Origin of the sequence: Sphingomonas sp. ABOLE (assembly GCF_003950455.1) — a bacterium.
Taxonomy (GTDB): Bacteria; Pseudomonadota; Alphaproteobacteria; order Sphingomonadales; family Sphingomonadaceae; genus Sphingomonas; species Sphingomonas trueperi.
Genome location: NZ_QQWY01000031.1, coordinates 1 through 18,172 on the forward strand (window position 1 = coordinate 1; position 18,172 = coordinate 18,172).

13 protein-coding genes are annotated in these 18,172 nt (G+C 68.6%); 4 read left to right on the plus strand and 9 right to left on the minus strand.

All coding sequences use genetic code 11. The features are described from left to right. From CA234_RS17245 to CA234_RS17255, 3 genes are all read left to right on the plus strand, one after another. Positions 1-2,476: TonB-dependent receptor (locus CA234_RS17245; RefSeq protein WP_126002327.1), on the plus strand; the 2,476-nt coding region annotated here is incomplete at its 5' end. 13 nt (positions 2,477-2,489) lie between these two features. After that, the gene (locus CA234_RS17250) at positions 2,490-3,572 is read left to right on the plus strand and encodes an NAD(P)-dependent alcohol dehydrogenase (protein ID WP_125978111.1); all 1,083 of its coding nucleotides are present in this window, start codon (positions 2,490-2,492) and stop codon (positions 3,570-3,572) included. After that, the gene (locus CA234_RS17255) at positions 3,569-4,591 is read left to right on the plus strand and encodes an alpha/beta hydrolase (protein ID WP_125978109.1); all 1,023 of its coding nucleotides are present in this window, start codon (positions 3,569-3,571) and stop codon (positions 4,589-4,591) included. Before CA234_RS17250 ends, CA234_RS17255 begins: the two co-directional genes overlap by 4 nt. Before the next feature lie 103 nt (positions 4,592-4,694). Here the strand turns inward: CA234_RS17255 and CA234_RS17260 are convergent, their stop codons facing one another. The 3 genes from CA234_RS17260 to CA234_RS17270 form a co-directional block, all read right to left on the minus strand. After that, positions 4,695-4,889, minus strand: coding sequence for a YbdD/YjiX family protein (locus tag CA234_RS17260; protein WP_125978107.1), 195 nt, complete (start codon positions 4,887-4,889; stop codon positions 4,695-4,697). 3 nt (positions 4,890-4,892) lie between these two features. After that, positions 4,893-6,944 carry a carbon starvation CstA family protein gene (locus tag CA234_RS17265; RefSeq protein ID WP_125978105.1) on the minus strand — a complete coding sequence of 684 codons (2,052 nt, stop codon included), beginning with the start codon at positions 6,942-6,944 and terminating at the stop codon, positions 4,893-4,895. A 103-nt stretch (positions 6,945-7,047) separates the two neighbouring features. Beyond that, entirely contained in the window at positions 7,048-9,099 is a 2,052-nt protein-coding gene (locus CA234_RS17270) for a M3 family metallopeptidase (RefSeq protein ID WP_125978103.1), read from the minus strand. 95 nt (positions 9,100-9,194) lie between these two features. On the opposite strand from CA234_RS17270, the gene CA234_RS17275 reads away from it, so the two are divergent. Next, on the plus strand, positions 9,195-10,214 hold the full coding sequence (locus CA234_RS17275) for a glycoside hydrolase family 43 protein (RefSeq protein WP_241213560.1): 1,020 nt from the start codon (positions 9,195-9,197) through the stop codon (positions 10,212-10,214). A 58-nt stretch (positions 10,215-10,272) separates the two neighbouring features. Here CA234_RS17275 and CA234_RS17280 read toward each other — a convergent pair whose 3' ends face one another. The 6 genes from CA234_RS17280 to CA234_RS17305 form a co-directional block, all read right to left on the minus strand. Next, complete coding sequence (locus tag CA234_RS17280; RefSeq protein WP_125976380.1) at positions 10,273-10,782, minus strand: MucR family transcriptional regulator; 510 nt, start codon at positions 10,780-10,782, stop codon at positions 10,273-10,275. A gap of 228 nt (positions 10,783-11,010) precedes the next feature. Next, on the minus strand, positions 11,011-12,036 hold the full coding sequence (locus tag CA234_RS17285) for a cupin-like domain-containing protein (protein WP_126002328.1): 1,026 nt from the start codon (positions 12,034-12,036) through the stop codon (positions 11,011-11,013). Beyond that, entirely contained in the window at positions 12,033-13,565 is a 1,533-nt protein-coding gene (locus CA234_RS17290) for a tryptophan halogenase family protein (protein ID WP_126002329.1), read from the minus strand. Before CA234_RS17290 ends, CA234_RS17285 begins: the two co-directional genes overlap by 4 nt. Beyond that, positions 13,562-15,148 carry a tryptophan halogenase family protein gene (locus CA234_RS17295; protein ID WP_126002330.1) on the minus strand — a complete coding sequence of 529 codons (1,587 nt, stop codon included), beginning with the start codon at positions 15,146-15,148 and terminating at the stop codon, positions 13,562-13,564. Before CA234_RS17295 ends, CA234_RS17290 begins: the two co-directional genes overlap by 4 nt. Further along, a complete protein-coding gene (locus CA234_RS17300) occupies positions 15,135-16,565 on the minus strand; it encodes a tryptophan 7-halogenase (protein ID WP_126002331.1) in 1,431 nt (476 codons plus the stop codon). The genes CA234_RS17295 and CA234_RS17300 overlap by 14 nt, the downstream gene beginning before the upstream one ends. After that, positions 16,562-18,076: a tryptophan halogenase family protein gene (locus tag CA234_RS17305; RefSeq protein ID WP_126002332.1), complete on the minus strand. Its 1,515-nt coding sequence runs from the start codon at positions 18,074-18,076 to the stop codon at positions 16,562-16,564. The genes CA234_RS17300 and CA234_RS17305 overlap by 4 nt, the downstream gene beginning before the upstream one ends. Between the last annotated feature and the right edge of the window lie 96 nt (positions 18,077-18,172).

Below are 18,172 nucleotides of genomic sequence, written 5' to 3' on the forward strand. Positions count from 1 at the left end.
CTGGTCACAGAGTGACCGAGCCGAGCAGGCCCGTGACGTCGCTCACGCCATCGGCGCCTTCGGCGCCGCTACGGTGAAGGAAGCGGAGGTCGGCAGCGTCGCCCAGCTCTCGGCGATCGCACCCAACGTCAATCTGGATGCCGGCACGCCCTTCTCGGGCTCGCCCGCGGTGCTCTCCGCCTATATCCGCGGCATCGGCTCGGACGATTTCGCCTTCAACATCGATCCCGGCGTCGGCCTCTATCTCGACGGCGTCTATCTCGCTCGCACGGTGGGCGCGAACCAGGACCTGATGGACGTCGCTCGCGTCGAGGTGCTGAAGGGGCCCCAGGGCACGCTGTTCGGCCGCAACACGATCGGCGGCGCGATTTCGATCGTCACCCGCGACCCCGGCAAGGAATTCCGCGTCCAGGGCGACGTGACCACGGGCAGCTACAAGCGCCTGGCCGCGCGCGGTGCGGTCGATATTCCGATCACCAGCACGCTGGGCGCAATCCTCAGCTTCGGGGTGCAGTCGCGCGACGGCTATCTCGAGCGCATCCCCTATCCGGACCAGCGTACCAACAACACGCCTTCCTACACCGCCTTTTCGGCGGCCGGGTACGGCAACTCGACGCGCGAAGGCGGCAACGACAACTGGAACCTGCGCGGCAAGGCCAAATGGTCGAACGGCGGCCCGCTCAGCCTCACGCTGTCGGGCGATTACAGCCGCGACAAGGGCACCAGCGCCAACAAGCTGCTGGGCACGGCGGAAACGGTGCCCGGAAACTTCGCCGGGACCAGCAACCTGCCCGGCACCGGCTTCGATCCCACCGGCACCACCGGCTTCAACTTCGCCGGGCTCTACAATTTTTGCATCGGCGCGACCTCGGCGCAGATCGCCGCGCGGGGGGCACAGGCGCTGTGCGGCACCTCCGGCACCCAGTTCAACCCGCGCTTCCAGGTGCCGAGCTATGCCGGCGTCAATGTCGACGGCAACCCGGCGAATGACCGGCTGCCCTGGGACAGCCGCTATGTCCTCGCCGATCCGGACAAGAGCTATGCCACCGGCAACAGCTTTTCCGACCTCAAGAACTGGGGCTTCTCGGGCGTCATCGACTATGACCTGAGCGACACCATCGCGGTCAAGTCGATCACCGCCTATCGTCAGCTCGACTGGGCCGCCGGGCTCGACGCCGACGGCTCGCCGCTCAACTTCCTCCAGCTCAGCTTCACCATGCACCAGTGGCAGTTCAGCCAGGAAGTCCAGCTGCTCGGCAAGGCGCTCGACAACAAGCTGAACTACGTGCTCGGCGGCTATTATTTCAAGGAAGCGGGCAACCTCCACGATTACGTCACCTTCGCCGAGGGCCAGGTGCAGGTGGACGGCCCCAACCGACTGGAAACGGCCAATTATGCCGCGTTCGGCCAGATCGACTATCGCCCCACCGAATGGCTCGGCCTCACCATCGGCGGTCGCTACACCAACGAGAAGAAGCGCTTCGAGGGCGGCCAGCAGGAGCTGAACGGCTTCAACTACAAGCTGTTCGGCTGTTCGGACGCCAATGGCAACATCACGCCGAACGGGCCGTTCCCGCTCGCGCCGGTGACCTGCCAGACCGGTCTCGGCTATCCCGATCCCAGCAATCCGGTGCGCGTCTATGTGCCGGGGGTGAACCGCAAGAAGTTCAGCGACTTCTCGCCCAAGTTCGGCCTGCAGCTGCATCCGAACGACAACGTCATGGTCTATGGCAGCTGGTCGCGCGGCTACAAGACCGGCGGCTGGACCACGCGCCTCACCAACCCGCAGGGCAATGTCGCGCCCGACTTCAACGAGGAGACCGCGACCACGACCGAGATCGGCGTGAAGTCGACCTTGCTCGACCGCAAGCTCCAGCTCAACGCCGCCGCCTTCAACACCGAGTACAAGGGCATCCAGCTCAACATCCAGATCGGCACCTCGCCGACCATCGCCAATGCCGGCAATGCCCGGATCCGCGGTTTCGAGCTGGAGGCGATCGCGGCGCCGGTGCGCGGCCTCACCATCAATGCCTCGCTCGGCTATGTCGACGCCTATTACACCAGCGTCTCACCCGCCGCGGCGGCGGTGGGCGGCCCCAACCAGTTCCAGGCGGGCACCGTGGTCGGCGCATCGCTGCCCAAGACGCCGAACTGGAAGACCAACATCGCGCCGCGCTACGAGACGCGGATCGGCAATGGCGCATCGCTGATCTTCCTCGCCGACTGGAGCCATGCCAGCAGCGTGTGGAACGACACCCAGCGGACCTTCATCCTGCGGCGCGGCGCGATCGATCTGGTCAATGCCAGCATCGCCTATCAGGAGCCGCACGACCATTGGACGCTCACCGTCGGCGGCACCAACCTGACCGACAATCGCTATCTCAGCTCCGGCGGCTCGAACATCGCCGACGGCACCTTCTTCGGCACCTATAGCCGCCCGCGCGAATGGTATGCGCGCTTCGGCTTCAAATTCTAGAGGACGCAAGATCATGGACATCCAGGCAGCCGTCACCGAGGCGGCGGGCGGCACCTTCAGCATCGAGACGCTGCGGATCGATGCGCCGGGGCCCAGCCAGGTGCTGGTGCGGATCGTCGCCTGCGGCGTGTGCCACACCGACATGGTGATGCGCGACGGAGCGCTGCCGGTGCCGTTCCCCGCCGTGTTCGGACATGAGGGCGCCGGCGTGGTCGAGGCGGTGGGGCCGGGGGTGAGCGGCCTCGCCCCCGGCGACCATGTGCTGCTCAGCTTCGACAGCTGCGGCGCCTGCCGGGCCTGCCGCGATCACCAGCCCGGCTATTGCCCCGAATTCTTCCCGCGCAACTTCCTCGGCGCGCTGGGGCCGGACCAGGGCGGGCTGTGGCGCGGCGGGGATCGGATCGGCAGCAACATCTTCGGCCAGTCCGCCTTCGCCACCCATGCGCTCGCCCATCCGCGCAACATGGTCAAGGTGGATGCGGACCTGCCGCTGCATCTGCTCGCCCCGCTCGGCTGCGGGATCCAGACCGGGGCCGGCACGGTGCTCGAGACGCTGAAGGTGGCGGCGGGCCAGTCCATCGCCGTTTTCGGCGCCGGCGCGGTCGGGCTTGCCGCGGTGATGGCGGCGGCGATCGCGGGGGCGGGGCGGATCGCGCTGCTCGACCGCCACGTTCACCGCCTGGAACTCGGCCGCGAACTGGGCGCGACCGACGTCGCCACCAGCCTCGCTGCGCTGTCGGGGCCGTTCGACCATATCGTCGACACCACCGGCGTGCCGGCGTTGCTGGGTCCGGCGGTCGACCTGCTCGCTCCGCGCGGGACGCTGGCGCTGGTCGGCGCCTATCCTCCCGAGCCCAAGCTCGCCGTCGACGCGTCCGCGATCATGAGCGTCGGGCGCAGGATCATCGGCGTGGTGGAGGGCGGCATCGATCCGCAGCGCTTCATTCCCGAGCTGATCACCCATTATCGTGCCGGCTGGCTGCCGATGGAGAAGCTGGTGCGCACCTATCCTTTCGCCGCGATCGACCAAGCGGCGCACGATTCCGAATCCGGCGCCGTGATCAAGCCGGTATTGCTGATGGAGCAGGCCGCATGACCGACACCATGCCGCGGCCCGACGTCGCCGCCTTCCTCGCCTATATCGCGGAGCCTGCCGCCCCGCCAATTTCGGCGCTGCCGGTGGAGGCGGCGCGGCTGATGATGCGGGCTAATTGCGCGGTGGCCGATCTGCCGCCGCTCCCCATAGCCCGAGTACAGGACTGGACGGTGCCGGGACCTGCCGGACCGCTCGCCGCCCGCCTGTACGATCGCCGGCTCGATCGGATGTCCGGCCCGCTGGTGCTGTTCTTCCATGGCGGCGGCTTCGTGATCGGGGATCTCGGCACCCATCACAGCTTCTGCACCTGGCTGGCGGACACGCTGGACCTGCCGGTGCTGGCGATCGACTATCGCCTCGCCCCCGAACATCCCTTCCCGGCGGCGGTCGACGATGCCGAGGCGGCGGCGCGCTGGATCGCCGACGCGCCGGACGTGTTCGGCTTCCGGGTGGCCGGGCTGATTCCCTGCGGCGACAGCGCCGGGGGCAATCTGGCGATCGTCACCTCGCAGCAGCTGGCGCTACGTCCCGCCGCGGTTCCGGTCCAGGCCTGCTGGGCGCTCTACCCCTATGTCGGCGGCGGCAAGGACTGGCCGTCGCACCGCGCGTTCGGCACCGGTTATTTCCTCGCGGCGGACGACATGGCGTGGTTCGACGCCCAATATCGGGCGACTCCGGGCGATCCCCGCCATGACTGCCTCCATGGCCCGGTCCCACCGGTCCCGCTGCTCCTCCACACCGCCGGCCTGGATCCGCTGCGCGACGCGGCCCGCGCCTATGCCGATCGCGTCGAACGCGCCGGCGTGCCGGTCACCCGCTTGGAGGCGGCAGGCATGATCCACGGCTTCGTCCATTTCCGCCAGGCGCTGCCCTCGGCGCAGCAGGATTGCGCGGCCTTTGCCGAGGCGGCCCGAGCGATGCTGGCGCGCGCCGGCCTTGTCGGGCAAGGCGATGATGGAGGTTTCGCGCATTCGCCCGGTGCCCGACAAGATCGCACAAGTGGACGATTATCGTCCTGACAGTGCCCCGTCCCCAGTCACCGACTATGATCGCTGGCGGGGGGAATAACGGAGGATGTCGGACCTTTGTGCGGTGTGGCCGAGACCCCCGGCGCGCGCGCCGTCAGCAGCAGCGGCCTTTGCCGCGGCCATAGCGTTGGCGCTGGCAGGCGGCGAAGAAGGCAGCGCGCGATTGCGGCGGCTGGTCCGGATGGCAGGCCGCCATGTGTGCCAGATAGCGCTCATAGGAGGGCACGCCCGCAATCAGCCCGATCGCCTCGCGCATCCCCGTCCAGAAGCCCTTGTGCAGCAGGCGCATCGCTCAGCCCGCCGCTGCTAGCGGAAGTTCGTGCATCGTCGGCCGGTCCGCCCGCCTGGCGGCCAGGCATGCCCGCACCGCGAACACCAGGGTCGCCAGCACGACCGCCAGGAACAGTCCGCACAAAGCGGCGTCGACCAGGTCGTTGAACAGGATGCTGCGCATCTCCGCCACCGACTTGGCCGGCGCCAGCAAACCGCCGCGCGCCATCGCCTCGCGGACGCGGGCGGCATGGGCGAGGAAGCTCACCCGCGGATCGGCGGAGAACAGCTTGAGCCCCGCCGCCGAGACGGTGCAGGCGAGCAGCCAGGCGGTGGGGAGCAAGGTCACCCAGGCATAGCGGTCGCGCTTCATGCGGAAGAGGACCACCGTCGCCAGCAGCAGCGCGATCGCGGCGAGCATCTGGTTGGCGATGCCGAACAGCGGCCACAGCGTGTTCACCCCGCCCAGCGGATCGGTGACGCCCTGGTAGAGGAAATAGCCCCAGGCGCCGACGCAGAGCAAGGTGCCGACCAGGGCCGGCACCGCGCCGGTCGCGTTGCGGAAGCTGGGCACGGCAAGTCCGATCAGGTCCTGCAGCATGAATCGCCCGGCGCGCGTGCCGGCGTCGACCGCGGTGAGGATGAACAGCGCCTCGAACAGGATCGCGAAATGGTACCAGAAGGCCATCATCGCGCGGCCGCCGATCATCCGGCTGAAGATGTCCGCCATCGCCACCGCCAGGGTGGGGGCGCCGCCGGCGCGGCTGATGATCGTCGTCTCACCGACGTCGCGCGCGGTCGCGGCGATGGTCTCGGCGGCGATCGGGAAACCCATCGCGGTGACAGCGGCGGCGGCGGTCTCGGGCTGGGTGCCGACCACCGCGGCCGGGCTGTTCATCGCGAAATAGATGCCGGGATCGAGGATCGAGGCGGAGATCAGCGCCATGATCGCGACGAAGCTCTCCATCAGCATTGCGCCATAGCCGATGAAGCGCAGGTCGCCCTCGGAGGCGATCAGCTTGGGGGTGGTGCCGCTGGAAATCAGCGCGTGGAAGCCCGAGACAGCACCGCAGGCGATGGTGATGAACAGGAAGGGGAACAGCGTGCCCGACCAGACCGGCCCGCTGCCGTCGACGAACCGGGTGAGCGCCGGCATCCGGAGCGGAGGCGCGACGACGACGATGCCGATCGCGAGCGCCGCAATCGCGCCGATCTTGAGAAAGGTCGACAGATAGTCGCGCGGCGCGAGCAGCAGCCAGACCGGCAGCAGCGCCGCGATCGCGCCGTACACCACCAGGATCCCGCACAGCTGGACCGGCGTGTAGCTGAACCAGGCGGCAAGCGCGGGATTCGCCGCGACCTGCTGGCCGTAGACGATCGCCGCGAACAGCCCGACCAGCCCGATCAGCGAGGCCTCGCCGACGCGGCCCGGGCGCAGGAAGCGCATGTAGATGCCCATCACCACGGCGAGCGGTATGGTCGCGGCGACGGTGAAGGTCCCCCAGGGGCTGTGGGCCAGCGCGCGCACGACGATCAGCGCGAGCACGGCCAGGATGATCACCATGATCAGGAAGGTGCCGACCATCGCGATCGTGCCGGCCCAGGCGCCGAGCTCCATCCGCACCATCTCGCCCAGCGAGCGACCGTCGCGGCGCACCGACAGGAACAGGACGAGGAAGTCCTGTACCGCGCCGGCCAGCACCACGCCCGCGAGAATCCAGAGCATGCCGGGCAGATAGCCCATCTGCGCGGCGAGCACCGGGCCGACCAGCGGTCCGGCACCGGCAATCGCAGCGAAATGGTGGCCGAACAGCACGTTGCGGTTGGTCGGCACGAAATCGGTGCCGTCGGGGCGGCGCACCGCCGGGGTCGGCCGGCCGGGATCGATCTGCGCCACGCGGCTGGCGAGGAAGCGGGCATAGAAGCGATAGGCGATCAGATAGACCGAGATGGCGGCGACCAGCACCCACAGCGCGTTGATCGGCTCGCCCCGCGCGCTGGCGATCACCGCCAGCGCCGCGGTGCCCGCCAGCGTGACGAGGATCCAGAGCAGCGTTTGGAGAAGCTTGGGCATTTCCGTTTTCCTGACCAGCACCGATGGAGGCCGACTGCCCTACCAGCCTCCGAGCGGCCGCGTCACCCTTCGCGGACGATCTTGCCGGCGGAGACCGCGTCGATCAGTGCAGCCCGCGGTTGCGCAGCAGCGCGTCTGCGGTCGGCATCCGCCCGCGGAAGGCGGCATAGCTCTCGGCGGGATCGCGGCTGTTGCCGCGCGCCAGCACCTCGTGGCGGAGCCTTGCCGCCAGCGCGGGATCGTAGAGGTCGCCGGCCTCGCGGAACGCGTCGAACCCGTCCGCATCCATCACCTCGGCCCAGGTATAGGCGTAATAGCCGGCCGAATAGCCGCCGTCGAAGATGTGGCTGAACTGCGCGAGGCGATGGCGCATGCCGACGGCCTCGGGCACACCGAGCGCCTTCAGTTCCGCCGCTTCCCAGGCACGCGCGTCAAAATCCTCGGGCAGGCGGGGCAAGGCGTGCAGCCGCATGTCGAGAATCGCCGAGGCGAGCTGCTGGACGGTCTGATAGCCCTGGTTGAAGGTGCGGGCGTCGAGCAGCGCCTGCAGCATCGCCTCGGGCATCGGCGCGCCGGCGGCATTGCGGGCGTAGCGGCGCAGCGTCTCGGGCGCGATCGCCCAATGCTCATAGACCTGGCTGGGGAACTCGACGAAATCGCGCGGCACCGCGGTGCCGGACAGGCTGGGATAGCGCACCTGGCTGAGCAGCCCGTGCAGGCCGTGGCCGAATTCGTGGAACAGCGTCCGCGTCTCGTCGAGCGAGATCTGCACCGGCTGGCCGGGTGCCGGCGGCACGATATTCTGGTTGTTGACGACGATCGGCAGCTCGCCGAACAGGGTGTTCTGGTCGCGCAGGCTGTTCATCCAGGCGCCGGGCCGCTTGGTCGGGCGTGCGAACCAGTCGGCATAGAACAGGCCGATCGTGCGGCCGTCCGCCTCGCGCAATTCCCAGACGCGCACGCCCTCGGCATAGACGGGGATATCGGCGCGCACGTGCGCGGTGATACCGTACAGCCGGTGGGTGGTGTCGAAGAGCGCCGCCACCATGTTGTCGAGCAGCAGATACTGCTTCACCGCCACCTCATCGAGGTCGAAGCGGGCCTTGCGCACCTGCTCGGCATAATAGCGCCAGTCCCAGGGCTCGACCTTGGCGATGCCGTCCTTCGCGGCGAGGGCCGCGATGTCCGCCAGTTCTTCCTCGGCGCGGGCGAGCGCCGGGCGATAGACGCGCATCAGCAACTCGGTCGCGGCGGCGGGCGTCTTGGCCATCTGGTCCTGCAGCACGAAGTCGGCATGGCTTGTCGCGCCGAGCAGCGTGGCGCGCTCGATCCGCAGCGCGACCATCCGGGCGATGATGGCATTGGTATCGTTGGCGTTGCCCTGGTCGCCGCGCAGCACGAAGGCGCGCCAGATCTTCTCGCGCGCGGCGCGGTCCGGCGCGGCGGTGAGGAAGGGCTCGGCGGCGGAGCGGGTAGCGGCGAACAGGAAGCCGTCGGCATGGCCCGCACCCTGCGCCGCGGTGGCGGCGGCGCTGCGCTGGTCCTCGGGCAGTCCCTCGACCTCCGCGGCAGCCAGCAGCACGCTGCCCGCCTTCTGGTCGGCGAGCAGCTTCTGGCCGAACTGGACGCCCAGCGTCGCCAGTTCCTCGTTGATCGCGGCGACCCGGGCGCGCTGCGCGGGCGCGAGCGCAGCGCCGGCGCGCAGGAATCGTCGATGCGTCTCCGCCAGCAGCCGCGCCTGTTCGGGGGTCAGCGACAGGGTTGCGCGCGCTTGCCACAGCGCATCGACGCGGCCGAACAGCGCGGGATCGAGCAGCGTATCGTTCTGCAGCCGGATGAGCTTGGGCGTCACCGCTTCCTCGATGGCCTGGATCGCGTCGGTCGCGTCCGCCGAGGCGACGGTGAAGAAGGTGCTGGCGATCCGGCCGAGCAGCCGGCCGGCGCCCTCCATCGCCTCGATCGTGTTCGCGAAGCTGGGCGCGGCGGGATCGTCGGCGATGCGGCGATACTCGGCCTGCGCCTCGGCGAGCGCGGAGTCGAACGCCGGCGCATAGTCCTCGGCACGGATGCGATCATAGGGCGGCACGCCGTCGGGCGTGGTCCAGCGATCGAGGAGCGGATTGGCGGACGGAGCGAGGAGCGAGGATGCCAGCATGATGTGCTTTATCTAGGGGCAAGCGGCCGCGCTTTCATCCCTCGTTGACGCCCGATCTACTCGGACTATTGTCGCCGCGTCACAGGGAGAGGATGATGACCAAGGCTTTTTTGCGCACGATGCTGGCGGCCGCCTGCCTGGCGCCGCTCGGCATGCCCGCGTCGGCGCTGGCGCAGGCTGACGCGACGCCGGTGCCCGGCGCCAACCCGATCATCCGCGACAAGTTCACCGCCGATCCCGCGCCGCTGGTCGTCGGCGACCGGCTGTATCTCTATGTCGGGCATGACGAGGCACAGCGCGACGAGATGTTCAACATGCGAGAATGGCTGGTCTATTCGACCACCGACATGCGCCACTGGACCGATCACGGCGCGATCCTGAACGTCGCCGATTTCAAATGGGCGACGAAGGATGCCTGGGCCTCGCAGATGATCCGGAAGAACGGCAAGTTCTGGTTCTACGCCGCGGTCGAGCATGACGCGACCAACCCCGGCAAGGCGATCGCCGTCGCGGTCTCCGACAGCCCGACCGGGCCGTTCGTCGACGCCAAGGGATCGGCGCTGATTACCAACAGCATGACGCCCAAGGGCACCCACAGCTGGGAGGATATCGACCCTACCGTCTTCACCGACGACGACGGCACCACCTGGATCGCCTGGGGCAACCGGCAATGCTATATCGCCAAGCTCAAGCCCAACATGATCGAGATCGACGGCCCGATCACCGAGATCACCCCGCCGCATTTCGAGGAAGGGCCGTGGCTGCACAAGCGCGGCGCGCTCTATTACCTCACCTATGCGTCGCTCGACCGCTCGAAGCACCGCGACGAGAAGGTCTCTTATGCGACCGCGCCGTCGATCCAGGGTCCCTGGACCTATCGCGGCGAGCTGACCGGCTCGGGCAAGTACAGCTTCACCATCCATCCCGGCATCGTCCAGTTCAAGGGCGACTGGTACCTGTTCCTGCACAACGCCACGCTGGCGATCGGCGACCTGAGCGGGGCGATCGGGCGCCGCGCGGTGACGGTGGAGCGGCTCGAATATAACCCCGACGGCACGATGAAGCCCGTGGTGCAGACCGGGGCAGGGGTTACCGCACCTCGGATGCGGGACTGACCCCGCATGTGCGTCGCGGGGTCCCGGATGTAGCCGCCCGGGACCACGCGACAGCGGCTCAGTCGGCAGCAGCGGTCCGCGCGCGCGGTTTGCGCGCGGCCTTGGCAGGGGCTGCGTCGGCAGTGACGGTGCGTGCCGCACGCCCCTTGGCGCCCAGCCCGATCTTGTGCGCCATCGCGCGGCGCTGTTCCGAATAGGTCGGCGCCACCATCGGATAATCCGGCTTCAGATTATAGCGCTCCCGATACTCTTCGGGCGTAAGGCCGTGCGTGCTCAAATGCCGGCGCAGCGTGCGATACGGTTTCCCGTCGATCATCGAGATGATGTGGTCCTTCGACGCGAGCGACTTGCGGACCGACACGGCCGGCGTGAATTCTCCCGACGTTGCGTCGTCGCCGGCAACGTCGACACCGCTGGTCTGGCCCGAGAGCGCGATCACGTCCGCATGCATCTGTCGAAGGAAGGTAGAAACGTCTTCCATCGTCGCGCGGTTATTCGGATTGGAAAGCCAGGCGATGGTAAGATCGCTTGCCAGTTCAACGGGATCGGTGTTGATCTGCTCAGACATGCTGCGTCCCTCTCATTTTGTGCGGCTTGATGCCGTCGCTATATGTATAGCGGCGCGTAGAGTTCGTCTGCCAAAATATGTTGGAAGATACAAAAACTATATTCAATCTGCATCTGTTGGCCTGCGACATAGGGAGGGCCGCTACGTTCTACCCGCTATTCGGGCATATTTGAAATCGTTCCACGACAATTGGGCGGCCGTAGCGGCTCTACGCTCGGCTCGTCGACGTCACGATTGCGCTGCCAGCGCGCGACGCAGCGTCTCGCGGGCCCGCTCGATCTGATCGGGGGTCGGCTCCCCAAGAACGCCACGTACGGGCTCGGGAATATGCGCCGCGGGATCGCCGTGGAGCTGGAACACCAAATGATCGAACATCGCCCGCCATGCCAGTCGCTGGTCTTCGGGCAGCAGCCGCAGCGAGAAGAGCGCGTGGTACAGCGCGTCGTGCGGGTTGAGGATGGCGGGCTGGGGGTGGGTCCACCAGTAATTGGCGAACAGGTTTACGGGATCGAGCGAGTCGACCGCGTGCCACCACAGGAACGGGATGTAGATCGCGTCGCCGGGCTCCAGCACTGCCGCCTGCGCGTGGCGCGCGGCTTCGGCATAGCGCGGGAAGCGGGCGAGATCGGGCGCGGCGATGTCGACCAAGCTGGTCGGCGTGCCCGCCGGCGTGAATTCGAGCGGGCCCATATAGAGGTTCGAGACCTGGTCGGGCGGAAACAGCGTGAAGCGCCGCCGGCCGGCAACCACCACGCCGATATTCTCCATCAGGTCGTAATGCGCCGCGACGCGCAGCTGGTTGCCGAGCCACAGCCGTGGCACGATCGCGTCGCCGACCAGGTCGATCGCATTTTCCGCGATGAAGCCGGGCAGCAGGTCGGGCGCCAGGATCGACTGGATCGCCATCGCATAGCCGGTCGGACGTTCCAGCTCGCGGAGCAGCCGGTCGAGGAACGGATCGAGCGGCGAGAGGCCACGAACGAAGTTCATTCCCGTGAAGTCGTCCTTGTAGAAGAACCGACCGCCGATCGCAGGCTCGCCGACGATCGCGTTCACCGCGCGATCATGGCTGAAGCGCTTGCAATAGGCGACGGTCGCCTCGGCGCCGGCGCGCCCGGCGTGCACGGCCGGCCAGGCGGTGGCGAGGCCGCGCAGGACGACGGGTTCCCGCGCCGGCCGGATCTCTGCATCGAACCGTGCGCGGTCGATCGGCCCCCGTTCACGGATCGGGCGCGGCGCCGGGAGATCGGTCACGAAGCCCGCCGGAGCTGTGGCAGCGCGCAGCCGATCTGGCGGAGGTAGTCGTCGTGCAGCGGCATGGTATTGGCCGTCTCCTCAATCACTTGCGCGATGTGGTTGAGGCGCTCGCGCGTCTCCGCGTCGGATAGCAGATCGGCGACCGGATGATAGCCCGCCGGTGCGATCCCCTGGCCGGTCATCACCGCCAGCCAGCTCGGCGCCTGGAACAGCTCGCGCTGCTCGTGCAGAATGCGGCCGTTGCGGCGGAACAGTGCGATCCGCTCGGCGAGGCTCTCGGGCGGCGCAAGGTCGCGGCAGCGGCGCCAGAAGGCGGTGTCGTCGCGCTCGGTGGCCTTGTAGTGGAGGATCAGGAAGTCGCGGATGTCGGCATATTCCTGCGCGGTCTCGCGGTTGAAGCGGTCGATCTCGGGCGCATCGAAGCCGCGGCTGGGGAACAGCGCCATCAGCCGGCCGATGCCCGACTGGATCAGGTGGATGCTGGTCGACTCGAGTGGTTCGAGAAAGCCGCCGGCGAGCCCCAGCGCCACGACATTGCCGATCCAGGCACGGTCGCGATGCCCGGCGCGGAAGCGCAGCGCGCGGGGTTCCGCGAGCGCAGGCCCGTCGAGGTTCGCGAGCAGCGTCGCCGTCGCCTCGTCGTCGGAGAGATGCTCGCCGGCATAGACATAGCCGTTGCCGGTGCGGTGCTGGAGCGGGATCCGCCACTGCCAGCCCGCCGCCCGCGCCGTCGCCCGGGTGAGCGGCAGGCGCTCGCCCCCCGGCGCGCAGGGGACCGCGACGGCGCGGTCGCAGGGCAGCCAGTGCGTCCAGTCGCAAAAGCTGGCGCCCATGGTCTGCTCGATCAGGAGACCGCGAAAGCCCGAGCAATCGACGAACAGGTCACCCGCGACCTCGGCGCCCGATTCGAGCCGGACGGCGGCGACATGGCCGCTCTCGCCGTCGCGACGAACCTCGACGATCCGCCCCTCGGTGCGGTGCACGCCCAGCCCCTCGGCCAGCCGCCGGAGAAAGCCGGCATAGAGCCCGGCGTCGAACTGGAAGGCATAGCCGAGCCGGGCGAGCGGCGAATGGGGCTGGTCCGGCCGGGGATGCGCGAAGCGCCCGCGCCGGGCCGCGGCGATGCCGATCGAATAGGCGTCGAGCGGGGTGGTGTCGCCCAGCGTGCGCGCCTTGAGCCAGAAATGGTGGAACTCCACCCCCAGCATGTCGAGCCCGTAGACGCCGAAGGGGTGGACATAGCGGGTGCCGAGCCGCAGCCAGTCGACGAACTCGATGCCCAGCTTGTAGGTGGCGCGGGTCTCGCGGACGAACGCGGCTTCGTCGATGCCGAGCATCCGGTTGAACAGGTTGATGTGCGGAATCGTCGCCTCGCCGACCCCGACGGTGCCGATCGCATCCGATTCCACCAGCGCGATCTGCAAGCCCGGCAAGGTGCCGACCAGCTTGCCGAGCGCAGCCGCCGCCATCCAGCCGGCGGTGCCGCCGCCGACGATCACGATCCGTCGGAGGTGATCGTCCCTCACACCGGCGATCCCGGTGCGGCGAACGGCGCGTCCTGCGCGAAGGAGAAGACCGGCAGCGGCTCGGCAGGGGGCGGCGGGGCCTGCTGGGGGGCGATGCGCGCGAGGAACGCGGCATGGGTGGGCATCTTCTGCGCGGTCTCCCGATAGCCCTGGCGCATCTGCTCCAGCGCCTGCGCGACGAGGTTCTCGTCGAGCGCGTCGGCGGCGGGTTCGTGCTCGCGCGGTACGATGTGCTGCCCCAGGCACACCGCCACCCAGCTGGTGTTGGTGAACAGCTCATTGCCTTCGCGGAACAGCCGGCCCTTGCCCTGGAACAGCGCGATCCTGTTCGCCAGGCTTTCGGGGATGTCCATCGTCCGCACGCGGTTCCAGAACGGCGTGTCGGTGCGCGTCGTCGCCTTGTAGTGAAGGATGATGAAGTCGCGAATGTCCTCGTACAGGTCGCGCATCTGGCGGTTATATTCCTGCCGCTCGATCGGATCGAAGCGCTTGTCGGGGAACAGCGCGATCAGCCGGGCGATACCGCTCTGGATCAGATGGATGCTGGTCGATTCGAGCGGTTCGAGGAATCCGCTCGACAGGCCGAGCGCGACAACGTTGCGCGACCAGCTCTCGCGCCGCCGGCCGGTGGTGAAGCGCAGCCGCCGGGGGTCGGCGAGCGCCGGGCCTTCCAGCGACGCCATCAGCTGCTGCTCGGCGGTGTCGTCGTCGAGGAACTCGCTGCAATAGACATGGCCGTTGCCCATCCGGTGCTGGAGCGGAATGCGCCACTGCCAGCCCGCTTCCCGCGCGGTGGAGCGGGTGAAGGGATCGGGATCGCGGACATTGGCACAGGGCACCGCCACCGCGCGGTCGCAGGGCAGCCAGTGACGCCAGTCCTCATAGCCCGTCTGCAGCGCCTCCTCGATCAGCAGGCCGCGAAAGCCCGAGCAGTCGATGAACAGGTCGCCCGCCACGGTGCGGCCGTCCGCCAGCGTCACCGACTGGACGAAGCCGTCCTCGGGCCGCAGCGTCACGTCGCTGATCTTGCCCTCGATCCGGGTGATGCCGCGCGCTTCCGACACCCGGCGGAGCAGCTGGGCGTAGCGGCCGGCGTCGAAATGGAAGGCGTAGAACAGCTCGCGCACCGGAGTCTGCGCCGTGGCCGAGGGGCGGCCGAACTTGCCCATCGACGCCGCCATCGCGCTCATCGACCATTCGGCGATGTCCGGCATCGCCCGCCGCGCCCGCTCGCGCAGATAGAGCTGGTGGAAATGCACGCCCTGCAGATCCTGCGCATAATTGCCGAAGGGGTGGAAATAGCGCTCGCCCAGTCCGCCCCAGTCGACGAACTCGATCCCCAGCTTGAAGGTGCCGCCGGTCGCGGCGAGGAACTCGTTCTCGTCCAGCCCGATCATCTGGTTGAAGCGCAGGATCGGCGGGATCGTCGCCTCGCCGACACCGACCGTGCCGATCTCGTCGGATTCGATCAGGGTGATGCGGGTATAGCCGTTGTTGAGAAAGCGCGAAAACGCCGCGGCGGCCATCCAGCCGGCGGTGCCGCCGCCGACGATGACGACGTCGCGGATGTTATGCTCGTTCATGCAAATGCCTCGATTGCGCGGCGCGGAAGGCGGCGAGGGTAGGGAGGGGGCGGACCGCCTGGGCGATCCGGTCGCGATAGCGGGCCATGGCGTCGGCGGCGCGGGCGTGCGGCACGGCATCGGCCAGCGCGTCGATCCGGCGCGGCAGCACGCCCTGGCCGAACAGCACCGACAGCCACCCGTCGCGATCGAAGGTCTCTTCCTCGTAGAAGGGCAGGCGGCCGCGTTCGCGGAACAGGCGCAGCGTATGCGCGAGCGAGTCGGGCAGCTCGGCGCTGGCGACGTCGTGCCAGAATGGGCCGCTGCGCCGCGCCGTGACATAATGGAGCAGCACGAAATCGCGCACCCGCCGCGCTTCGGCGAGCGCCTGGCGGTTATACTCGGCCGCCTCGAGCGGATGCGGCGCACCGGCCGGGAGCATCGTGATGAGCCGGTCGATCGCGCTATGGGCGAGGTGGAGGTTGCTCCATTCGAGCGGCTCGATCGTCACGGCCGCATCGCCGATCGCGACGACATTGTGCCGCCAGGGTTCGAGCGCCGCGCCCGCCTCGAAGCGGATCGCGGCATCGTCGCGCTGGCTGTGCGCGGCGCTGTAGACCGCGCCCTGCTGGGTGGCGCTCGTCCAGCGCCAGCCCTGCGCGGTGGCGGTCACGCACGCCATCGGCGCCGGATCGTCGGCCGGCGCAGCATGCTCCAGCACCAGGCGATCGCAGGGAAGCCAGCGCTGCCAGCTTTCGCGCGCGCTCCCCGTCACGCCGTGCACGCGGGCGGCGGGGCCGCTGCAATCGCAGTACAGATCCGCGGTCACCCGGATGCCGTCGGTGAGCACCACCCCCGCGACGCTGCCATCGGCCGCGCGCTCAACCCCTGCCAACGCGCCGTCGAGCGTGCGCACGCCGACATGCCGGGCGAACGCCTGGAGCATGCCAAGATAGCGGCGCAGATCGAGCGCGAGGCCGAAGCCATGCGCGCCCAGAATCCCGTCCTCGGCCGGCAGCACGAAGCGTCCCTCGCGCGCCATTGCCGCGGCGGGCGAAAAGGCGTCGAATGGCGCCGCGACGTCGTCCCGTGCCGCGCGCGCCCAGAGATGGTGGAAGGACACACCGTCGACGGGCTCGCCGTGCGGTCCATGGGCGTGGACATAGTCGGGCAGGCCGTCCACCCAGTCGCTGTACAGCGTGCCGAGGCGATAGATGCTGCCGGTGCGCATGACGCCGTCGCCGAGGCCGATGCCGAGATCGGCATGGAAGCCGAGGATCGAGGGCAGGGTCGTCGCGATCCGATCGGCCAGCGCATCGGCCGGGGGGGCGAGCGGCAGGATCGACACCGAAAGCGTCGGGACCCGCCGCTTGAGCGCGGCGGCGGTCGACCAGCCGGTCAGCCCGCCGCCGACCACGAGGACCTGGCCGAGGCTCATGCCGCGGCCGCCATCGCGCAATAGCGATCGATATAGCGCAGATGCTCGGGCACGCGCGCGACGGTGGCGGCGATCTCCGCCTCCAGCGCGCGCATCCCCTGCAGCAGCGCCGCCGCATCGGCGGCGTCGGCACGCGGATCATAGCCCTCGGGCAGGATCCCCTGGCCGACATAGACCGCGATCCAGCTCGCATCGAGGAACACGCCCTCGCGATACTTCACCACCCGGCCGGCACGGCGGAACAGTTCGATCTTCTCGGCGAGGCTGTCCGGCACCGTCATGGTGCGGACATAGTTCCAGAAGTCGGTGTCGGTGCGTGTGGTGGCGTGGTAATGGAGGATCAGGAAGTCGCGGATGCGGTCATATTCCAGGTCGATCAGCCGGTTGAACTCGTCGCGCTCGATCGGCGCGTCCGCTGCTTCGGGAAACAGCTCGATCAGGGCGGTGATCGCCTGCTGGACCAGATAGATGCTGGTCGACTCGAGCGGTTCGAGAAAGCCGCTCGCCAGCCCGATCGCGACGCAGTTCTTCACCCAGCTGCGCCGCCGCCGCCCCGCGCGGAAGCGCAGCACGCGCGGATCGGCGAGCGCGGCGCCTTCCACTGCGCCGGTCAGCGCCTGCGTCGCCGCCGCGTCCGAGGTGAAGGCGCTGGCATAGACATAGCCGTTGCCGGTGCGGTGCTGCAGCGGGATGCGCCAGCGCCATCCTGCCGGCATCGCGATCGCGCTGGTATAGGGGGTGACCGAGGTCGCCGTGCGGCACGGCATCGCCACCGCGCGATCGGCGGGGAGCCAGTGGTTCCAGTCCTCGAACGGCTCCGCCAGCGCCTCGCCGAGCAGCAGCGAGCGGAAGCCCGAGCAGTCGACGAACAGGTCGCCCTCGATGCACTCGCCGTTGTCCAGCCGCACGGCGGTGATGTTCCCGCTCGCGCCGTCGCGCAGCACCTCCACCACCTTGCCCTCGGTACGCACCGCGCCCAGCCCCTCCGCGATGCTGCGCAGATAGGGCGCGAACAGCAGCGCATCGAACTGATAGGCATAGCCATAGGTGGAGGCGAGTTGCGACGGGTCGGCCGCGGGCAGGTCGAACCGGTTGGCGCGGGCCAGCATGCAGCCATAGGAGAAGCGCTCGAGCGGCGGCACGTCGACGCCCGCGAGTCGCAGCCGGGTCCAGTAATGGTGGAAGTCGACCTCGCCGGTGCCGCGACCGAAGGTGCCGAAGGGGTGGACATAGCTGTCGCCGATCTTTCCCCAGTCGCGAAATTCGATACCCAATTTGAACGTACCGCGTGTCCAGGCCATGAAATCGGCCTCGCGGATGCCGAGCTTTTCGATGAAGCCTCGGATGTGCGGCAGCGTCGCCTCGCCGACGCCGATTACCCCGATCGCCTCGGACTCGATGAGGTGCAGGCTGCAACGCGCTGGCAACAAACGCGCGATCGCCGCCGCGGTCATCCAGCCCGACGTCCCCCCACCGACGATCACGACGCGTAGACTCGGCTGCCCGGTCATCGCTGCATCCCCTCCCGCTTTTGCGCGATTACCGGCAATTTTCGCCGCGATGTCAAACGTTCCTTCGCGCCTTCCCCAGAGGGCAGGTGTCCGACT

What these genes read in the sequence shown, in the direction of transcription:
- CA234_RS17250 (WP_125978111.1), top strand. Translation starts at nt 2,490, where the DNA reads ATGGACATCCAGGCAGCCGTCACCGAGGCGGCGGGCGGCACCTTCAGC.
- CA234_RS17270 (WP_125978103.1), bottom strand. Translation starts at nt 9,099, where the DNA reads ATGCTGGCATCCTCGCTCCTCGCTCCGTCCGCCAATCCGCTCCTCGAT.
- CA234_RS17265 (WP_125978105.1), bottom strand. Translation starts at nt 6,944, where the DNA reads ATGCCCAAGCTTCTCCAAACGCTGCTCTGGATCCTCGTCACGCTGGCG.
- CA234_RS17295 (WP_126002330.1), bottom strand. Translation starts at nt 15,148, where the DNA reads ATGAACGAGCATAACATCCGCGACGTCGTCATCGTCGGCGGCGGCACC.
- CA234_RS17275 (WP_241213560.1), top strand. Translation starts at nt 9,195, where the DNA reads ATGACCAAGGCTTTTTTGCGCACGATGCTGGCGGCCGCCTGCCTGGCG.
- CA234_RS17305 (WP_126002332.1), bottom strand. Translation starts at nt 18,076, where the DNA reads ATGACCGGGCAGCCGAGTCTACGCGTCGTGATCGTCGGTGGGGGGACG.
- CA234_RS17260 (WP_125978107.1), bottom strand. Translation starts at nt 4,889, where the DNA reads ATGCGCCTGCTGCACAAGGGCTTCTGGACGGGGATGCGCGAGGCGATC.
- CA234_RS17300 (WP_126002331.1), bottom strand. Translation starts at nt 16,565, where the DNA reads ATGAGCCTCGGCCAGGTCCTCGTGGTCGGCGGCGGGCTGACCGGCTGG.
- CA234_RS17280 (WP_125976380.1), bottom strand. Translation starts at nt 10,782, where the DNA reads ATGTCTGAGCAGATCAACACCGATCCCGTTGAACTGGCAAGCGATCTT.
- CA234_RS17255 (WP_125978109.1), top strand. Translation starts at nt 3,569, where the DNA reads ATGACCGACACCATGCCGCGGCCCGACGTCGCCGCCTTCCTCGCCTAT.